This window comes from Pyxidicoccus sp. M6 (assembly GCF_055568925.1).
The window spans coordinates 11681378-11699122 of sequence record NZ_CM145714.1 but is presented as its reverse complement, the minus strand read 5'-3'; the positions used below and the strand labels follow the sequence as shown (position 1 = coordinate 11699122).

Sequence of the window (17745 nt, the reverse complement as noted above, 5' to 3'; positions counted from 1 at the left end):
TTCGATGTGGCAGATCATCATCAACGGGCCCGGCTACTTCGACACGTCCTACGATCTGCCCGAGGGCGTGACGAGCCTTGGCCGTGCGGACGAGAACGACATCGTTCTCGGCGGCGACCTCGTCTCGCGACGTCACGCCCGGCTGTACGTCGAGGGTGACGCCCTGCGCATCGAGGATTTGGGCAGCCGCAACGGCAGCCGGGTCAACGGCGCACCGCTGCAGGGCTCGAAGAACCTCGCCCCTGGCGACACGGTGGCGCTGGGGGAGAACACGCTCTCCGTCCGCCAGCCCAACACGGTGGAGAACGCCGCCACGGAGATGGTGGACCTGGGCGCGGGCGGGGTGGTGCGCTTCGGGCATGGGCAGGACGTGGGCTCGTCCGTCGTCCTCGCGCGGAACGTGAAGGACGCGGAGGTGCTGCGCCTGCTGGACAACGTGGGGCCCGTCGCCTTCGACGACACCTTCTCCGCGGCCTCGCCGGTGCCCACCGCCAGCCCGCGCGTGGGCCAGGAGACGCTGGTGCTGCTGTTCCGCACCGCAGAGGCGCTGGCCACCGCGACGACGCTGTCCTCCTTCCTCGACACCACCATGGACCGGCTGCTGGAGCGCACCGGCGCCACCACCGCCGTGGTGCTGCTCAAGCACTCCTCGGGCGCGCAGGTGCCCGCGGCCGTGCGCCACCGGGGCAAGCTGGCCAAGGGCGAGGTGCCCGTGTCGGACGCCATCGTCGAGGAGGCCCTGCGCCAGGGCCGCGCGCTCGCGGTGGACGACGTGCGCGACGACCGCCGCTTCGCCGGCCGCGAGAGCGTCATGCTCTACGGCGTGGACCGGGTGCTGTGCATCCCCATCGGCTCCGAGCCGCCCTTCGCCGGCGTCCTCTACGTCAACACCGCCGCCAAGGGTGACACCAGCGTGGAGGTGATGCTGGACGCGTGCACCGCCGTCGCGCACCTCGTCGCCACCGGCGTGCAGAAGTTCAGCCCGAAAGACGGCTCGCCCGCGTCGGAGCGGATGAAGCGCACGCTGGAGCGCTTCCACCCGCCGGACGTCGCCGAGCGCCGCGCCGCCGAGGCCCAACGCCAGGGTGGCAGGCTGCCGGGCCTGGAGGAGCGCAACGTCACCGTGCTGCACGCGGAGCTCGTGGGCTTCGGCGCGATGGCCGCGAAGCTCGGCGCGCAGCGGGCCACGCAGCTGCTCAGCGACTTCCACTCGCGCTCCAGCGGCATCGTCTTCAGCTTCGAGGCCACCGTGGAGGCCTTCATGGGCGACTCCATGCGCGCGCTCTTCGGCGTGCCGTATGCGAAGGGCGAGGACTCGGTGCGGGCCGTGCGCGCCGCCCTCGCGCTGCGTTCGGACTGGGAGCGCGCCATGTTCCGGCGCCCGGAAGGTGAGCGTTGTGAGCTGCGCATCGCCCTTCACACCACCCGCGCGCTGGTGGGGATGATCGGCAACGAGGCGCGTTCCGACTACACCGCCGTCGGTGAAGGTGTGGGGGTGGCCGGCTGGCTGGCTGCTACGGGCAACCCCGGGCAGGTGCTGATTACGGGCAAGGTCCTGGCCTCCGTGGGAGCCCGCTTCGACGTGCAACCCCTGGGAGAGAGGCTGCTTCGTCCTCCCAAGGACAGGATGGCCGCGTTCGAGGTGATTGAAGAGGATGTAGGCCAGCTCACCAACCCGGGCCTGCGCTGAAAACCCACCACGGCCGGTTGACGGGTTGAAGGGACGGGCCAGGACGGGGTTCAATGCTGTCCCCGCCCAAGTGGTGCCTCCCCACGCCGCATGAACGCCTCTTCCCAACCCGCCCGGCTGAGACCCTTCAGGCCCCAGCCCTTTGGCCGGTACACGCTCCTGTCGCATCTGGCGACGGGCGGCATGGGGGAAATCTACCTGGCGAGGCTGGAGGGCGCGCAGGGCTTCGAGAAGCTGTGTGTCATCAAGAAAATCCTCCCCCAGCTCGCGGAGGACCAGGAGTTCGTCGAGCGCTTCGTGGGAGAGGCGCGCACGCTGGTGCGGCTCAGCCACGGCTCCATCGCCCAGGTGTTGGACATGGGGCTGCACGAGGGCGAGGCCTACATGGCCCTCGAGCACGTGGACGGGAAGGATTTGCGCAAGGTGGCGGCACGCGTTCGTGACAGGCAGGTGCCGCTGCCGCTCACGTTCATCCTCTACGTCATGGGCCGGGTGCTGGACGCGCTCGCCTACGCGCACCGCAAGAAGGACGACGACGGGGAGGACCTGAAGCTCGTCCACCGGGACATCTCGCCGCAGAACATCCTCATCTCCTACGAGGGGGAGGTGAAGGTCATCGACTTCGGCCTGGCGAAGAGCCGGCTGTCGGCGGCGAAGACGAACCCGAGCATCATCCTGGGCAAGTTCCTCTACATGTCGCCGGAGCAGGCGCGGCACCAGCCGGTGGACCGCCGCAGTGATTTGTACGCGGTGGGCCTGTGCCTCTACGAGCTCATCTGCGGGAAGAACCCCTTCGACGGCGTGCACCCCGGCGAGCTGATGACGGTGGTGGCGCAGCCGAAGGTTCCGCCGCTGGACGAGGTGGAGCCGCTGACGCCGCGCGCGGTGACGGCGCTGGTGGCGAAGGCGCTGGCGGTGGAGCCGTCGCAGCGCTTCCAGACGGCGGAGGAGTTCCGCGGGCGCCTGCAGGCGTGCCTGATGGAAATCGACGCGAGCGCGGGCCCGGAGAGCGTCAGCCGCTTCATGCGCGAGCTGTTCGCCGCGGACTTCCAGTCCGAGCGCCGGCTGCTGGGGAGCCTCAAGGAGGTGCCGCGCGTGTCCCCCGGCGAGGCGGGCCCGGAGGAGGGCGGCGCGGGGCCGCGTCCGACGATGCAGATGCAGCCGCTGCTGCCGCCGAAGACCATCCGCCTGGATGGGCCGGTGCAGCCGCTGTCCTTCCACCCCACGCCGCGCAGCCGCGACGGCAGCGGCCCGGTGACGGATGGCGAGACGCGCCCGGGCGTCATGGTGGACGAGTCCACCCGGCCGGCGTTCCCGCTCGAGGCGCTGGAGGAGGAGGCCCGCATCCGCGCCGAGCGCCGTCAGTCGGCGGAGGCGGATGAGCCGGCGTCCTCGGTGGAGGTGCGGCCGGAGGCCTTCGTCCGCCAGGGTGTCGCGGAGCCCGCCGCCGCGCGCCCGGCCTCGATGACGCGCGAGATGCCCATGGCGGTGCTGCCGCCCGAGGCGCTGCCTCCCGCGCCTCCGCCCCGGCCCACGCCGCTCGACCTGCGTCCCACGGAGCTGGCGCTGCCCAGCGTGGGGCCGCGGACCGTGGCCCCGGAGATGCCCTGGGACGATGGGGGCGAGGCGTCCGCTTCCGCCACCGCGGAGTCGACGGACCCCAGGGCCGAGCCACTCTCCTCCGGGCTCGAGCTGCAGACGCAACGTGGCGGCTTTCCGGTGCCGCCTCCGCCCCCGCCTCCGTCGCGCGTCGGCATGCCGCCCGTGTCCACCTCGCTGCCGGCGGTGGGGGCTCAGCGCCCGCCGGCGGCGCCCGCGCCAGGACAGGCCACGAATTCCCGCTCGGGTGCGCTGCCGGCCGTCGCGCCGGTGCCGCCTCCCGCCGTGGCTCCGGTGCGACCGGCGGTGGGCGCCGCATCGCCATCCGCCGAGGCCCGTCCGGGGACGGGCGCCGCGTCGCAGTCTTCCGCCGAGGCCCTGGCTCGTCCGTCGGCGGGAGCGCCTGCGCGTCCGTCGACGGCCGCCGCAGCCGGGGTGCCTCCGCGTACGGGTGCGGTGGTGATGCCCGCCGTGTCGCTGACGCCCGCGTCTCCGCCGCCTCCGCGCACCGCGTCCCTCACGGCGATGCCCATGGTGGTGCCGCCGCCCGTGGGCTCCACGCCGTCGCGGGGCTCGCCTTCCGTCGCTCCCTCCTCCGACCTGGATGTGGTGCCCGGAGTCGCCGAGGGCGATGACGCCGCGTCCGGCTTCGACGGCACGGCCTCCTCGGACGACTCGAAGATGCCCGTCCTCACCCCCGAGGAGATGGGCCACGCCGAGGATGGGCTCCGCCCCGACGACCAGGACACGCGCCCGCGCATCGTCCGTCCGTCGCGCACCGAGCGGAGCGAGGACACGCAGCCTCGCGTCGCGCGCGACCCCGACACGGACCCGCGCGTCCAGCAGCGCCACGACGACACGCAGCCTCGCGTGGTGCTGGACGAGGCACTGCTGCGAGACGTGGAGAGCGCCGACCCCGGGCCCGAGGAGAAGTCCGGCCCCAACCGCCCCCGGGGCGCACCGCGCCGCGCGCGTGCCTCCTCCGTGTCGATTCCCGCCCAGGGCATGAGCCGCGGCACGGGCCGGCTTCCCGCCCTCCGCCCCGCGCCCGCGCCCGCGCCCGCGCGCGTGGACGATGACGAGGACGACGACGTCCGCGTGTCCCTCACGTCGCACGAGGAGACGCGCCGCACGCCCATTCCCGTCCGTCCGGGCTCCGAGCCCATCACCGCGCGCCACCCTGGCGACGACACGCGCCGCACGGCGGTGCCCGCGCGCCCCACGCGCAAGGGCGCGCGGCTGCTGGCCGTGGGGCTGGTGGCGGCCCTGCTGGCCATTGCCATCGTGATGCTCGCGCTCAGCCCCGCGTTCCGCGTCTCCATGGGGCTGGAGTCGACTCCCGACGAGGGGCCTCCGCCGCCGAGCCCCGTGGCGCCGCCGTCGCGCAAGACCGCCGCTACCCGGCCCGGCAACACCGCCACCGTGCGCGCCGAGACGCCCGAGGCCGGAGCCACGGGAGCGCCCCAGACCCCGGCCGCGGGCCAGGTGGTGCTGGCCGCCGCCCCCGCCGAGGCCGCTCGCGTCGAGCCCGCTGTCGCCACCGATACCGCGAGGGAGGCCGCTCCCGCCGAGGCACCCGCGGCGAAGGACACCGAGTCCGCGAAGGGCGTCGCACCCACCGCCGGCACCGCACCGGCCGAAGCCGTGGCCGCGACGGATGATTCCGCCGCCGACGCGGACCTGCTCGCGCCGCTGCCCGCGCCCACCGCGTCGAAGTCCGCCGCGCAGGTGAAGCGGGCCCCGCCGGCGCCTTCGAAGAAGAAGGGCCCCGTCATCATCCGCGGCAGGGAGCTCACCCAGCTCCAGCGCGAGTGGCGCGACACCAACGCGCTCTTCACCCGGCTGAAGAACCAGTACTCCTGCGAGCAGTTCCAGCTGTGGTGCACGCGGTACGCGAGCATCCGCAACGAGGTGGAAGCGGCCGGCGACGGCAACGACCTGGACACGCTGCGCAAGGTGCGGGACATGAAGCGCGGCCTGCAGAACCGGGCAAGGGAACTGGAATAGCCCCGTGACTCCGCTGCTCGTCACCCGGGGCCTGCACGCGGGTTATGGCCCGCATGGCCAGCGCCCCGTGCTCCACGGCGTGGACTGCGAGGTGCGCCCCGGCGAGCTGTGGGCGGTGCTCGGGCCCAACGGCACGGGGAAGAGCACGCTGCTGCGCGCGGTGCTCGGCGTGGCGCCCTGGGTGCGCGGCGAGGTGCGGCTGCTGGGCAGGGAGCGCGCGGAGTGGGAGCCGCGCGCGCTGGCCCGCGGGGTGGCGTGGGTGCCGCAGAACTTCGAGCCGGCGGAGGGCTTCAGCGGGCTGGAGCTGGTGCTGATGGGCCGGGGCCCGCACCTGGGCCTGTGGGGCCTGCCCTCCGCGAAGGACGTGGAGCTCGCGCGAAGCGTGCTGCGGGAGCTGGACGTGGAGTACCTCGCGGACCGGCCGGGCGAGGCGCTCTCCGGCGGCGAGCGTCGCATGCTGCTGCTCGCCCGGGGCCTGGTGCAGGAGCCCGAGTTGCTGCTGCTCGACGAGCCCACCGCCTTCCTCGACGTGGCGCACCAGGTGGGGACCCTGTCCCGCGTGCGCGCGCGCGTGGACGCGGGGCTGGGCGCGGTGGCGGTGTTGCACGACGTCAACCTCGCCGAGGCCTTCGCCACCCACGTGCTGCTGCTGCGCGACGGGAAGGTGCTCGCGCAGGGGCCCGCCGGCACGGTGCTGGAGAAGGGCGCGCTGGAGTCCCTCTACGGCCTGCCGATGGAGACGGCGCTCGCTCCCTCGGGTGCGCGCCTCTTCGCGCCCCGGGCGCCCTCGCGCTGACGCACGCTACTTGCGGCCGTGCTGTCCGCCGTGGCCCCCGCCCGAGGAGCCCGCGCCGCCGCTCGTCTCCGGCCCCGACGTGCCCGAGCTGCGGGTGGTGCCGCCCGGAGCCGTGGGCGTGTCCTTCGAGCCGGAGCCTCCCGTCGCCGTATCCCCGCCAGGAGGGCTGACCTTGTACGCGTCGGCGAGGCTCGTTCCCAGCCCGGCCGGGATGTCACGGGGCAGGCCTCCGGCGGCCTCGCCTCGCTTCGTATTGATGGGGCCCGCGGTGCCGCCGCCCAGCTGCGCGCCCCGGGGAAGCTGGCCGGAGGGAGACTCCTGGTCCTTGGACGCGGGGTGCTCATTCGACGCGCCGAGCGGCTCGGCCGCGTCGAGCTTCTTCGGTTGGGTCGCCCGGTGCTGTGGCGTCTCGAAGGCGTGGCCTTCGCGCTCCCGCTCATTGCCCTCGCCTCCACGACACCCGGCCGCCGCGAGCGCACCGCCCGCGAGCAGCCCCACCACCCATCGCCTCGCGCCTTGCTTCATGTCGTCGCTCTCCTCGTCGCGGCCTCGCAAGCGGCCGCGCCTGTGGCTCCGCGACAAAGGTAGGGACGCGGGGGGCGTCCGGGCCCGGTGCCCGCCCTGGGGGCGGCGCCTTGCCTGGGCGCCCGGGAAGTCGGGGTTTTGACAAGAGATGGGCGGGCTTGAAAGCCTGGGTGGTGCCCATGCTCCGCTACGCTCTGGCCATCTTCACCAGTGCCTTCCTGCTGTTCGGGGTGCAGCCGCTCGCGGGGCGCTACGCGCTGCCGTGGTTCGGCGGCACGCCCGCGGTGTGGACGGCGTGCATGCTCTTCTTCCAGGCGGCGCTGCTGGGCGGGTACGCCTACGCGCACGGGCTGGCATCGAGGCTGGCGCCGCGCACGCAGGCGCGGGTGCACCTGGGGCTGCTGGCGGTGGCGGTGGCGGTGCTGGGCGCGCGGGCGCTGTGGGCGGGCTCGCCGGTGGCACCGGGGCCCGAATGGCGGCCGGCGGGCACGGACCTTCCGGTGCCGCGGCTGGTGGTGATGCTGGCCGCGACGATTGGACTGCCCTTCTTCGTGCTGAGCACCACCGGGCCGCTGTTGCAGTCGTGGTTCGCGCGCGTGCGGCCGGGCCGCTCTCCGTATCCGCTGTACGCGCTGTCCAACGTGGGCTCGCTGCTGGCGCTGCTCGGCTACCCGTTCCTGGTGGAGCCGTGGGTGGGGCGCGGCGCGCAGGCGTGGGGCTGGGGCGTGGGCTTCGTCGTCTTCGCGGTGGCGTGCGCGGTGTGCGCCGTGGACGTGCTGCGCCGCGCGGACACTGTCGAAGCAGCGCCTCCCGCCGCTACCGCGACGGAGAACCGGGTCGGCGAGGAGCTCCGTCCCGGTGCGCGCCGCACGCTGGCCTGGCTCGGCTTCAGCGCTTGCGCGTCGGTGTTGCTGCTCGCGACGACGAACCAGCTCTCCCAGGACGTGGCCGCCGGCCCCTTCCTCTGGGTGATGCCGCTGGCGCTGTACCTCGTCACCTTCATCCTCGCCTTCGCGCGCGAGTCCTTCTACTCGCGCGCGCTCTGCACGGTGCTGCTCATCGGCTCGGGGGCCGGCGTCGCGCACGTGCAGACGGCGGGGCCGCATGCCGAGCTCGTCGTGCAGCTCGCCTCCTATGCCACGGCCCTCTTCGCGGGCTGCATGGTGTGCCACGGCGAGCTGTACCGGCTGCGGCCCGCGCCCCGGCACCTGAGCGCCTTCTACCTGTGGGTCTCCGCGGGCGGAGTGCTCGGCGGCCTCTTCGTCAGCGTGCTGGCCCCGGCCCTCTTCCGCGCCTACTGGGAGTACCCGCTGTCGCTCGTCGCCTGCTGTCTCCTGGCGCTCGTGGGCATGGCGCGCCAGCCGGCGGAGGAGACGCGGAGCCTGCGGCTGCGGCGCATGTTGCGCGGGGCCATGCTGCTCATCGTCGCGGGCAACCTCGTCTACACCCAGGCCCGCGAGCTCGGCCGCGCCAGCTTCAGCGCCCGCAACTTCTTCGGCGTGGTGCGCGTCATGGAGCAGCACCGGGACGACCCGGAGCAGCGCTTCTACAGTCTGCGCCACGGCGCCATCACCCACGGCTGGCAGTACTTCGCCCCCGAGCGCCGCTCGCGCCCCACCACCTATTTCACGCGGGAGTCCGGCCTGGGCCTCTCCATCACCGAGCAGCGCCGCCTGCGCGAGGCGGTGGGCCTGCCCCCGGGCCTGCGCGTGGGCGTGCTCGGCCTCGGCGTGGGGACGACGGCGGCCCTCATGGAGGCGGAGGAATCCATCCGCTTCTACGAAATCAACCCGGTGGTCATCTCGCTGGCCCGGGGCGAGGGCGGCTTCTTCTCCTTCCTGAGCGACACCCCCGCGAAGGTGGAGGTCGTGGAGGGCGACGCGCGCATCTCCCTGGAGCAGGAGCTGGAGCGCGGCGAGCCCCAGCGCTTCGACGTGCTCGCGCTGGACACCTTCTCCTCGGACGCCGTCCCGGCGCACCTGCTCACCCAGGAGGCGGTGGCGCTCTACGTGAAGCACCTCGCGCCGCACGGAGTGCTCGCGCTGCACATCAGCAACGTGCACCTGGATTTGGTGCCGCTGACGCTGGCGCACGCGCGAGCGCTGGGCCTCAAGGCCACCTTCATCTTCCACGAGACGAGCGGCGATGCGCTGCGCAGCCACTGGATGTTGCTGAGCCCGGACCGTGAGTTCTCCTGGGGCCCCACCTTCACGAAGGCCCAGGCGCGCGTGCGCCGCCTCGGCCTGCGCGGCGAGCCGGACTTCACGTGGACGGACGAGCAGAGCAGCGTGCTGCACGTGCTCCGCCGCTCTGGAGCCGGAGCCGCGCCGGAGGTCATGGACGTGGAGCCATCGTCCGCGGGCACGCCCGGCCCCGAGCCGGTGTCCCTGCCGGAGCCCGAGTGACTCTAGGCGCGCGGCGCGGGACGCAGCTGCGCCGCGGGGCTCATGTCCAGCACCACCAGCAAGAGCAGCACCGCGCACGGCAGCCCCAGCGAGGCCGGGCCGTACTGGAGGAAGAGCATGGGCCCGGCGGTGCAGCCGAAGAGGAAGGCGGCGGCCAGTCCCAGGTGCAGCCGCGTGCGCTCGAACTGGATGGCGGTGGGCAGCTCGCGCAACTGACGCAGGAAGCCCGTGACGCCCTGGCCCCGCGAGCCGTCGCGCACCCACGTCACCATCTGCACCAGCTGGATGCCGATGTCGGTGATGACGCCCGTCATGTGCGTGGTGCGCACCACCGCGCCGGACACGCGGGTGACGAGCGCGTTCTGCAGGCCCATGGCGAAGGCCAGGCCCCACATGAGCGTGGGCTCATGCGCGCCGGGCACGGAGGCGAGCCACAGGCCGATGCCGCCCAGGATGGACACCTCCAGCAGCAGCGCCGCCGCGTGACGTCCGCGCGAGCGGTGGCGCGAGGCCTCCAGCAGCGCCGTCGCGGCCACCGCTCCCAGCAGGAAGGAGAGCAGCACCTGCACCGCCAGCATGGCCGCGGGCCACTTGCCCAGGGCGAGCGACTCGCCCAGCGTGGCCACGTTGCCGGACATATGGGACGTGTGCATGCCGAGCGCGACGAAGCCCGTGGCATTCACCGCGCCGGCCACACCCGCGAGCAACACCGACAGCAGCGTGTACGCACGCCGGTTGCTCGGGGAGGATTGGGGACTGAAAGGCATACGGCGGAAGAACCCCGTGAGGGACGGCAAACGCTAACACGCGATAACGCGCCGCGTGGGGCGCGAAAGTCCCTCATTCATGCCTGGCTGCCCTGCGAGGCAGGAAGCCGGATGGGGGCCATCAGCCCGGCGGCCACGTGAGGTGCCGGCCTCCCAGCAGGTGCAGGTGGATGTGGAACACCGTCTGCCCCGCGTCGCGCTGGGTGTTCATCACCACCCGGTAGCCGTTGTCGGCGTGGCCGCGCTCGCGGGCCACCTTGGCGGCGGCGGTGAAGAGGTGGCCCACCAGCTCGCGGTCCTCCAGGGTGATGTCGTTCACCGTGGGGATGTGCTTCAGCGGGATGAACAGCACGTGCGTGGGCGCCTGGGGATTGATGTCCTCGAAGGCCAGGCACACCTCGTCGCGGTACACCACCCGGGCGGGGATGAGGCCGTCTCGGATTTTGCAGAAGAGGCAGTCGGACATGTCCCGGGGCTTAGCAACGCGCGGGCTTCGGGGGAATGGCCTCGATGGGCTTCCGTTGGCTCAAGGAAGCCGCCACGAGTAGCCCGGGTCCGGCACACAGCCCTCGCGCAGGCGCGCCAGCACCAGCGGCCCCGAGCGCGCCACCACCTCGTCCGGGGCATTGCCCGCCGCCGTAATCACGTGGCTGTAGAGGCCCGAGCTCCGGGCCGGTCCGTTGTGCGGGTACAGCGGCACCGGCTGGTGGAAGTAGCTGTAGCCGCCCGTCCACGCCAGGTGCGTCGCCTCGATTTTCAGCCCGCAGAGGTCGTGCCGGGCGCTGGCCGCCAGGAGCAGCCGGTTGACGTCCCCCGCGTCGTCCCACGCGCTCGCCTTCGGCCGCGAGTCCTCGTACTGCCCCACGTCGCCGAACGTCAGGCGCCCCGCGCGCAGCCCGGACATGCCCGCCGCCACCACCACGCTCAGGGCCGCGATGCTCGCCAGCCGCGCGCCCAGGTCCGGCAGCACCGTGTCCAGCCCCACGCCCGCCAGCGCCGCGAACAGCGGCAGCACCGGGATGAGGAAGCGCAGCTCCTTGTGCGGCTGCAGGGCATGCAGCACGAAGAAGAGCGCCGCCACGGCCAGCAGCCCCGGCGCCCGGCGCCACGCCAGCAGCGCCAGCCCGCCCGTGACGAGCGTCACCACCGGCATGCCGTGGAAGAGGACGCGGCCGTAGTAGCTGAAGGGCGCCGTGCCCCAGCCGGCCGCGCCGTTCCGCAGGATGTTGAAGTCCAGGTACACCCGCGCCGAGTGGAACCAGCGTCCCCACGTCAGCCAGTCGAGCAGCCCGAACGCGAAGGCCCACCCGGCCAGCACCGCCAGCGCCTCGCCCGCCGAGCGCCACCGCCGCTGCGCCGCGAGCACCGCCAACAGTCCCACGCAGAAGATGCCGTTCTGCAGGCGAAGCAGCACCGCCACGCCCAGCAGGCTCGCCCCCAGCAGCACCGCGCGCCGCGAGCTCCCCTTCGGCAAGGCGAAGGCCAGCCCCACCACCACCGGCAGCGCGGACGCGTTCTCACTCAGCGCCCGGGAGCCGAAGTACAGCGGCACCGCTGCCAGCGCGAAGAGGGCCGCGCCCGCCGCCGCCGCCACCTCCGACGCGCCGTGGGCCCGCGCCAGCCGCCAGCTCCCCCATGCCGTGGCCACCCCGACGAGCCCGAAGAAGACCTTCACCACGTCCAGGTACGCGCCCGGAGTGCTGGCACCGAGCAGCCGTGCGAGCCCCAGCACCGCCGCCACCAGCCCGGGGAGCACCCAGTTGCGCGCGCCCTCCACGAACTCCCACGCCACCAGCCCGTACCCGTAGACGAGCCGGTGCGCCGGCTCCAGGCTCTGGTACACCTCGTCCGGCCAGTAGATGCCCTCATCGTTGAGGGCCCAATAAATCCGGAAGGCAGCGCCCGCGGCCAGGACGGCCCAGAGCAGGGCCCGGCCGAGATGGCGCCCGGAGAGGGCGTCCGAGGGGGCGCCGGGGGAGGCTTCGGAGGAGTCGCTGGAGGTGGGAGCGGGTGGCGGGGTGGGGCTCACGGTCGGCGGACACCTCAAGAGGGCCTTCCGGTGATATCCACGTCCTGACGATGAAATCCATCCGCATTTCCCAGCTCCTGGAGGACCGCGACTACGACCTGCGGCTCACGCTGGTCGCCGGCGGCGGTGGCCTGTCGCGCACTGTCGACTCGTCGCGCATCCAGAAGCCGGGCCTGGCCCTCGCGGGCTTCACCGAGCACCTCCACCCCCGCCGCGTGCAGGTCTTCGGCAACACGGAGATTTCCTACCTGCGCACGCTGCCGGAGGAGAAGCAGCACGAGTCGCTCGCCAAGCTCTTCGGCGAGGAAGACCTGGCCTGCGTGGTGGTGACGAAGGAGCTGGAGATTCCCGCCGCGCTCGTCGACGCGTGCGAGAAGGCCGGCCTCGCGCTGATGAAGACGCCGCTCCTGTCCAGCGAGTTCATCGTGCGGGTGCAGACCTTCCTGGAGGAGGCCCTCACCGAGTCCAGCAGCCTCCACGGCGTGCTCATGGACGTCTTCGGCGTGGGCATCCTCCTGCTCGGCAAGAGCGGCATCGGCAAGAGCGAGATTGCCCTCGATTTGGTGATGCGCGCCCACCGGCTGGTGGCGGACGACATCGTGGACGTCACCCGCCGCAAGGGCGCCGTCTATGGCGCGGGCAACCCCGTCATCAAGCACCACATGGAGATTCGCGGCCTCGGCATCATCAACATCAAGGACCTCTTCGGGGTTGCCGCGGTCCGTGAGCAGAAGAAGATTGAACTCGTCATCGAGTTGCAGGAGTGGGACCCGCATCAGGAGTACGACCGTTTGGGAGTGGACGACAAACACCTCCAGATTGTCGGCGTGGACATCCCCCTGTCCGTGGTGCCGGTCCGTCCGGGACGCAACATGGCGACCATCATCGAAGTGGCCGCGCGCAACCAACTGCTGAAGTTGCAGGGCCACCACTCCGCGCGGGAGTTCGCCGAGCGGCTCAACCGGGCCATCGCCGAAGGGGCGATGCGCCGCACCCTGGGAGAAGAGGTCGAGTGACCGCCCCCTCTAAGCAGATTGTCGTCATCACCGGCATGTCGGGCTCCGGAAAGTCCACGGCCATCCGGGCGCTGGAGGATGCGGGCTTCTTCTGCATCGACAACCTGCCGGTGTTGCTGCTGCCCAAGCTCACGGAGCTGGCGGGTGGCGGTCACATCGAGCGCATGGCCCTGGTGGTGGACGTCCGCGAGGGTGTCTTCCTCAAGGACGCCCCGCGCATGTTGGCGGAAGTGCGCCGCGCCGGGCACCAGGTGGAGGTGCTCTTCCTCGACTCCAGCGATGACAGCCTCATCCGCCGCTTCAGCGAGACGCGCCGCCGCCACCCGCTGGCCCCCAACGGCACCGTCGCCGAAGGCATCAAGGCCGAGCGCAACGAGCTGCGGGACTTGCGCGAGCTGGCGGACCAGGTCATCGACACGTCCGCGCTGAACGTGCACGACCTGAAGCGCATGGTGCAGGCGCGCTTCAGCCCGGAGCCGGCCGCGGGGCCCAGCCTGTCCATCATGTCCTTCGGCTACCGGTACGGCGTGCCGCCGCAGGCGGACCTCGTGCTGGACGTGCGCTTCCTGCCCAACCCGTACTTCGTCCCCGAGCTGAAGGGACTGACGGGCAAGGTGCCCAAGGTGGCCGCCTACGTGCTGGACCGCGAGGAGACGCAGCAGTTCATCGACAAGGTGGTGGACCTCTGCCGCTTCCTCTTCCCCCGCTACCAGAAGGAGGGGAAGGCCTACCTCACCGTGGCGCTGGGGTGCACGGGCGGCAAGCACCGCTCCGTCGCCATCGCCTCCGAGCTGACGCGGCGTCTCCAGGACGCCAACACCCGCGTCCAGCTCTGGGACCGCGACATCGAGAAGGAGTAGTCGCGGCCCGGGCGCCGTCAGGAGCCACTGCTCGAAGTCTCCTCAGCTGGACTCGCCCACGCTGAGGCGGCGGCTGCCGTGGCCGCGGGCCTTGCCGAAGTGGTGCGTGTGGTGGCGGTTCTTCTGGGAGAGCGAGTCGCGCTGCTCGCGCGTCTTCGCGTCGTCCCGCTTCTCCACCGCGAGCACGCCGCCGCCGCCGTGCGCCTGCTGCCCCTGTTCAATCGCCTTCTGCAGGTCCTTCGCCTTCACCCAGTACTCGCCGTGGACGGGGTCCTTCACGCGGTACATGTCGTCCGAGGCGTCCTTCTTGTTCCAGCCGCTGTTGAAGCCGTCGATGGTCACCCAGTGCAACTCACCGGGCTCCTTGCGCTGCTTGTGCTTGGGCAGGACGGAGTTGAGGATGGCATTGGAGTCCACCAGGGCCAGGGCGAACTCGCCGCGCTTGAGGGCGTCGCTGACGGCGCCGGCGTCGAAAGCGGTGGAGCCCTGGGTGACGTCGATGCCCATCTCCCCGAGCACCGCGCCCATCTCCTCCGCGGTGGCGCCGTCGGCCAGGTTGACCTTCTCCGCGTTGTTCGTCGGGGCGTTGCTGGCCTGGGTGCCGGCGCGCACGTCCGCGAACGCCTGCGCCTCCGCGGCCTGGGGCGCCTTGCCCGGGAGGAGCGCCTTGCTGAGGTAGGCCAGGCTCGCCTCGCCGCAGCCGGACTCTGTCTTCTGTTCGACAGCTTCCTCGTCGGTGTCCCAGCCCTTCTTGGCCTGGGCCGCTTCCGCCTCGTTTTCGGGCTCCCCGCCCTCCGCCGTCGGGAGGTCCGTCACGACCGGCGCGTCCGGCACGGTGAGCCGGGGCCGGTCATTCCGCGGCGCGGGGGCCGCCTCGAAGACGTCCTGGACCCGACGCGCCACCACCGACGTGGGCAGGGGCCGCTCGCTCACGATTCGCCCCGGGCGGTCGCGCTCCATGACGGCGGGCGCCTGCTCCTGGACGCGGGCCCGGGCGGTGCTCGCCTCCCGGACGCGTGCGGTGAAAACGCTCAGACTGTCGCTCATGGCGGACCCTCCCCAGACGCTCTTCGCCTGACTCATTATCGAACCGGATTTCCACAGGTTGCCGAATAAATCGGGACCGAGTGTCAGCCTTTCGGCGGATAGCGGATAACCCATACGCCTGCGGGGCAGGTGACACATGTATGGCTGGAAGCAGGCACTCCCCGACTTCGCCGCTAGACTGGCCACATGGTCGACCGAGATGACACGGGCGCCGAGCCTGGAACCGGACCGGAGCATTCGACGAAGGTGACGTCGGACGACGGGGCCTCACCGCCTCGCAGCGTGGCTCCGGTGTCGAGGCCGAACACCGGGCGCGACGCGGCCCCATTGCCCTCGCGGTCGGCGAAGTCGCTCGGCGGACGGGTGGGGCGCTTCATTCCGCTGAAGGTGCTGGGGCAGGGCGGCATGGGCGTGGTGTACGCGGCCTATGACCCGGACCTGGACCGGAAGGTGGCGCTCAAGCTGCTCCGCGTGACGAGCGCGGACACGGACCTGGAGGCGGGCCGTACACGCCTGTTGCGCGAGGCGCAGGCCATGGCGCGCGTCTCCCATCCCAACGTCATCCCCGTCTTCGACGTGGGCGAGTGGGAGGAGCAGGTCTTCGTCACCATGGAGCTGGTGGAGGGCGGCACGCTGCGAGACTGGCAGCAGGCGAAGCCGCGCTCGTGGCGGGAGACGTTGGAGACGTACCTGTCCGCGGGCCGGGGCCTCGAGGCAGCGCACGCGGCGGGGCTGGTGCACCGCGACTTCAAGCCCACCAACGTGCTGGTGGGGCGAGACGGCCGCGTCTTCGTCACCGATTTCGGCCTGGCCCGGCCGGTGGGCAACCCCGGGCGCGAGGACGGGCCGCCGGAGTTGCCATCGCCGGTGTCCGAGGGCTCGGGGAAGTTGTTCGAGCCGCTCACGCAGGCGGGCGTGGTGCTGGGCACGCCGCCCTTCATGTCGCCGGAGCAGTTCCGGGGCGACGCGGTGGACGCGCGCAGCGACCAGTTCAGCTTCTGCGCGGCGCTGTACCGGGCGCTGTACGGGACGCGGCCGTTCGACCCGGACGTGCTCTCGCGGGCCGCGAAGTCGAAGGCACGGAGGCTCTCCGCGGGCGCGAAGGGGGATGCGGCAACCCCCGCGCTGCCGCCGGACCTCATCCAGGAGCCACCGCGCGACGCGAAGGTGCCCGCGTGGGTGAGGCGCGCGGTGATGCGCGGGCTGGCGCTGGAGGCGGAGGACCGCTTCGCCTCCATGGGCGAGCTGCTGGAGGCCCTTTCGCAGGAGAAGCACCTCGCGCGGCGGCGCCGGCTCGGTGGTGGGGCGGTGGCCGTGGTGGCACTGGCGGCCGCGGTGGGCGGCGGAGCGTGGTGGCAGTCGCGGGTGTGCGCGGGGGCGGAGGGGCTGCTCGCGGACGCCTGGGGCCCCGAGGCCCGGCAGCGCATGACGGCGGCCTTCGAGGCCACGGGCAGTCCCGTCGCGGCGGACATGGCGACGCGCGTGAGCGGCGTGCTGGACGCGTACGCGAGCGCCTGGGCGCGGCAGCACACCGAGGCCTGCGAGGCCACGCGGGTGCGGGCACAGCAGACGGAAGCCCTGCTGTCCCAGCGCGTGGTGTGCCTGGAGCGGCGGCACAAGGACTTGCGAGCGCTGGTGGGCGCGCTGGCGAGCGTGGAGAAGTCCGGCGTTGAGAAGGCGCTGGACGCGGCGTACGCGCTGCCGTCGCCGCAGGACTGCGCGGACGTGGAGGCGCTGTCCGAGCAGCAGCCGCGTCCGGCGGACCCGATGAAGCGCGCGGAATTGGAGGCGCTGGAGGGAAGACTGTCGGAGGTGAAGGCGCTGCTGGACACGAGCCGTCAGCCGCAGGCGCTGGAGAAGGCGCGAGTGCTGGAGCCGCTGGTGGTGGCCACGGGCTACCTGCCGCTGATGGCGGAGCTGCGCTTCCACCTCGGGTGGCTCCAGTCGCTGCAGGGGCAGAAGGAGCAGGGCGCGGGGTTGTTGGAGCAGGCGGTGTTCGACGCGGAGGCGGGGCGAGCGGACCGGCTGGAGGTCGCCGTGCTCAACAAGCTGCTCTTCGTGGAGGGCGAGCGGGAGCGGTTCGACCTGGCCACGCGGTGGGCGCGGCTGGGGAAGGCGACGCTGCAGCGGCTCGGGGGCGACGCGGTGCTGGAGAGTGACTTGCTCGTGAATGGAGCCAATCTCTCGCTGATGCAGGAGAGGCCCGAGGAGGCGCGAGCGCAGTTGCAGGAGGCGAACGCGCTGCTGACGAAGACGCTGGAGCCGGGGCACCCCAAGCGGGCGCGCGTCGCCTTCACGCTGGGCCGCACGCTGCTGGAGTCGGGCGCGTACGCGGAGGCGGCGAAGGTGCTGGAGGATGCGCTGCACCAGACGGAAGCGGCGGTGGGGCCGAAGCACCTGGACGTGGCGCGGCGACATCAGGCGCTGTCCATGGCGCTGCGAGAGCAGGGAGACTTCACCGGAGCGTTGGAGCATGCGCGGGCGTCCGTGGCCATCCACCGCGAGCTGTTGGGCAATGACCACCTGAAGGTGGCGGAGGCGCTGGACGAGGAGGGAATGGGCCTGCTTGGGCTGAAGCGCTACGAGGAGGCGCTGAAGGTCTACGAGGAAGCGCTGAAGGTGAAGCGCCAGCACCTGGAACCCGGGGACGAGGAATTGCACTACTCCTACGATGGAGTGGGGCAGGCGCTGCTGGGACTGGGGCGCACGCGCGAGGCGGTGGAGCCGCTGCGCCAGGCGGTCACCTTCGCGAGCGCGCAGGAGGACTCGCTGGGGGAGTCCGGCTTCGCGCTGGCGCAGGCCCTGTACAAGGAAGGCCAGTCCGGCGAGGCGCGGACGGAGGCGACTCGGGCCGGGGACCATTTCAAGGCGTCCGGTCGGGAATCGCGCGCGCAGGCCGTCCAAACGTGGCTGGAGTCGCTGCCGCCGGAGGGGACGGTGAAGCCCTCGAAGGCGGCGAAGAAGCCCGCGCGCGTGGAGCGGAAGCGGCGCAAATAGGAGCAGA

At 72.3% G+C, this 17745-nt stretch carries 12 protein-coding genes; 7 read left to right on the top strand and 5 right to left on the bottom strand.

Translation table 11 applies throughout. The annotated features are described in order from the left end of the window. Positions 1-4 precede the first annotated feature (4 nt). The 3 genes from ACVTJA_RS45990 to ACVTJA_RS45980 all read left to right on the top strand — a co-directional run bounded on the left by ACVTJA_RS45990 (position 5) and on the right by ACVTJA_RS45980 (position 6092). On the top strand, positions 5-1690 hold the full coding sequence (locus ACVTJA_RS45990; RefSeq protein WP_465830371.1) for an FHA domain-containing protein: 1686 nt from the start codon (positions 5-7) through the stop codon (positions 1688-1690). 183 nt (positions 1691-1873) lie between these two features. After that, a complete protein-coding gene (locus ACVTJA_RS45985) occupies positions 1874-5296 on the top strand; it encodes a serine/threonine-protein kinase (protein ID WP_465840673.1) in 3423 nt (1140 codons plus the stop codon). Between the two features lie 4 nt (positions 5297-5300). Further along, the gene (locus ACVTJA_RS45980) at positions 5301-6092 is read left to right on the top strand and encodes an ABC transporter ATP-binding protein (protein ID WP_465830370.1); all 792 of its coding nucleotides are present in this window, start codon (positions 5301-5303) and stop codon (positions 6090-6092) included. 6 nt (positions 6093-6098) lie between these two features. Here the strand turns inward: ACVTJA_RS45980 and ACVTJA_RS45975 are convergent, their stop codons facing one another. Beyond that, positions 6099-6617: a hypothetical protein gene (locus ACVTJA_RS45975; RefSeq protein ID WP_465830368.1), complete on the bottom strand. Its 519-nt coding sequence runs from the start codon at positions 6615-6617 to the stop codon at positions 6099-6101. Between the two features lie 179 nt (positions 6618-6796). Here ACVTJA_RS45975 and ACVTJA_RS45970 point away from each other — a divergent pair, with 179 nt between their 5' ends. Continuing rightward, the gene (locus tag ACVTJA_RS45970; protein ID WP_465830366.1) at positions 6797-9022 is read left to right on the top strand and encodes a fused MFS/spermidine synthase; all 2226 of its coding nucleotides are present in this window, start codon (positions 6797-6799) and stop codon (positions 9020-9022) included. A 2-nt stretch (positions 9023-9024) separates the two neighbouring features. Here ACVTJA_RS45970 and ACVTJA_RS45965 read toward each other — a convergent pair whose 3' ends face one another. The 3 genes from ACVTJA_RS45965 to ACVTJA_RS45955 all read right to left on the bottom strand — a co-directional run bounded on the left by ACVTJA_RS45965 (position 9025) and on the right by ACVTJA_RS45955 (position 11818). Further along, entirely contained in the window at positions 9025-9789 is a 765-nt protein-coding gene (locus ACVTJA_RS45965) for a YoaK family protein (protein WP_465830365.1), read from the bottom strand. Positions 9790-9910: 121 nt separating this feature from the next. Beyond that, a complete protein-coding gene (locus ACVTJA_RS45960) occupies positions 9911-10255 on the bottom strand; it encodes a histidine triad nucleotide-binding protein (protein ID WP_465830363.1) in 345 nt (114 codons plus the stop codon). Between the two features lie 60 nt (positions 10256-10315). Next, positions 10316-11818, bottom strand: a complete 1503-nt coding sequence (locus ACVTJA_RS45955) for a glycosyltransferase family protein (RefSeq protein WP_465830361.1) — start codon at positions 11816-11818, stop codon at positions 10316-10318. Positions 11819-11868: 50 nt separating this feature from the next. On the opposite strand from ACVTJA_RS45955, the gene hprK reads away from it, so the two are divergent. Both hprK and rapZ read left to right on the top strand, forming a co-directional pair. Beyond that, complete coding sequence (gene hprK / locus ACVTJA_RS45950) at positions 11869-12834, top strand: HPr(Ser) kinase/phosphatase (protein WP_465830360.1); 966 nt, start codon at positions 11869-11871, stop codon at positions 12832-12834. 35 nt (positions 12835-12869) lie between these two features. After that, positions 12870-13694: an RNase adapter RapZ gene (gene rapZ, locus ACVTJA_RS45945; protein ID WP_465840672.1), complete on the top strand. Its 825-nt coding sequence runs from the start codon at positions 12870-12872 to the stop codon at positions 13692-13694. Between the two features lie 42 nt (positions 13695-13736). On the opposite strand, the gene ACVTJA_RS45940 is transcribed toward rapZ, so the two are convergent. Beyond that, complete coding sequence (locus ACVTJA_RS45940; RefSeq protein WP_465830359.1) at positions 13737-14741, bottom strand: hypothetical protein; 1005 nt, start codon at positions 14739-14741, stop codon at positions 13737-13739. A gap of 186 nt (positions 14742-14927) precedes the next feature. On the opposite strand from ACVTJA_RS45940, the gene ACVTJA_RS45935 reads away from it, so the two are divergent. Continuing rightward, positions 14928-17738 carry a serine/threonine-protein kinase gene (locus ACVTJA_RS45935; protein WP_465830357.1) on the top strand — a complete coding sequence of 937 codons (2811 nt, stop codon included), beginning with the start codon at positions 14928-14930 and terminating at the stop codon, positions 17736-17738. Positions 17739-17745 lie beyond the last annotated feature (7 nt).

What these genes read in the sequence shown, in the direction of transcription:
- ACVTJA_RS45985 (WP_465840673.1), top strand. Translation starts at nt 1,874, where the DNA reads ATGGGGGAAATCTACCTGGCGAGGCTGGAGGGCGCGCAGGGCTTCGAG.
- ACVTJA_RS45970 (WP_465830366.1), top strand. Translation starts at nt 6,797, where the DNA reads ATGCTCCGCTACGCTCTGGCCATCTTCACCAGTGCCTTCCTGCTGTTC.
- ACVTJA_RS45940 (WP_465830359.1), bottom strand. Translation starts at nt 14,741, where the DNA reads ATGAGCGACAGTCTGAGCGTTTTCACCGCACGCGTCCGGGAGGCGAGC.
- hprK (WP_465830360.1), top strand. Translation starts at nt 11,869, where the DNA reads ATGAAATCCATCCGCATTTCCCAGCTCCTGGAGGACCGCGACTACGAC.
- ACVTJA_RS45960 (WP_465830363.1), bottom strand. Translation starts at nt 10,255, where the DNA reads ATGTCCGACTGCCTCTTCTGCAAAATCCGAGACGGCCTCATCCCCGCC.
- ACVTJA_RS45990 (WP_465830371.1), top strand. Translation starts at nt 5, where the DNA reads ATGTGGCAGATCATCATCAACGGGCCCGGCTACTTCGACACGTCCTAC.
- ACVTJA_RS45965 (WP_465830365.1), bottom strand. Translation starts at nt 9,789, where the DNA reads ATGCCTTTCAGTCCCCAATCCTCCCCGAGCAACCGGCGTGCGTACACG.
- ACVTJA_RS45975 (WP_465830368.1), bottom strand. Translation starts at nt 6,617, where the DNA reads ATGAAGCAAGGCGCGAGGCGATGGGTGGTGGGGCTGCTCGCGGGCGGT.
- ACVTJA_RS45935 (WP_465830357.1), top strand. Translation starts at nt 14,928, where the DNA reads ATGGTCGACCGAGATGACACGGGCGCCGAGCCTGGAACCGGACCGGAG.
- rapZ (WP_465840672.1), top strand. Translation starts at nt 12,870, where the DNA reads ATGTCGGGCTCCGGAAAGTCCACGGCCATCCGGGCGCTGGAGGATGCG.